1 protein-coding gene is annotated in these 309 nt (G+C 52.4%); it reads left to right on the top strand.

Features of this window, described 5'->3' with window-relative positions:
* The coding region (locus J0A66_RS22625; protein WP_206576056.1) for a paraquat-inducible protein A at positions 1–308 on the top strand (308 nt) is incomplete at its 5' end.
* Between the last annotated feature and the right edge of the window lies 1 nt (position 309).

Below are 309 nucleotides of genomic sequence, written 5' to 3'. Positions count from 1 at the left end.
CCTGGTATTGGCACAAGCTCAGTAAAGGCCAAACCCTGGCGGCCTGGATAGCCGCCATAGGTAAGTGGTCAATGGCCGATGTTTTTGTGGTGGCGATTTTTCTGGCCGTGCTGTCTACCGACCATGCTGAGACCACTACCACGCAAGCCGTTAATCTGTTTGGTCTGCGCATTGATTTTGAAATCAGCAGTGCCACTCTGTCTACCCTGGGGCCCGGGTTTTACTATTTTGTTGGCTACTGTTTGTTATCTCTGGCCGCCAGCCAACTACTGCAATTCAGCCTGGCTCGTCAGCAAGGCCATAGGTAAG

Source organism: Bowmanella dokdonensis, assembly GCF_017254865.1.
Taxonomy (GTDB): domain Bacteria; phylum Pseudomonadota; class Gammaproteobacteria; order Enterobacterales; family Alteromonadaceae; genus Bowmanella; species Bowmanella dokdonensis.
Note: the sequence above shows the minus strand (reverse complement) of the source record. Positions and strands in the feature narration are given on the sequence as shown.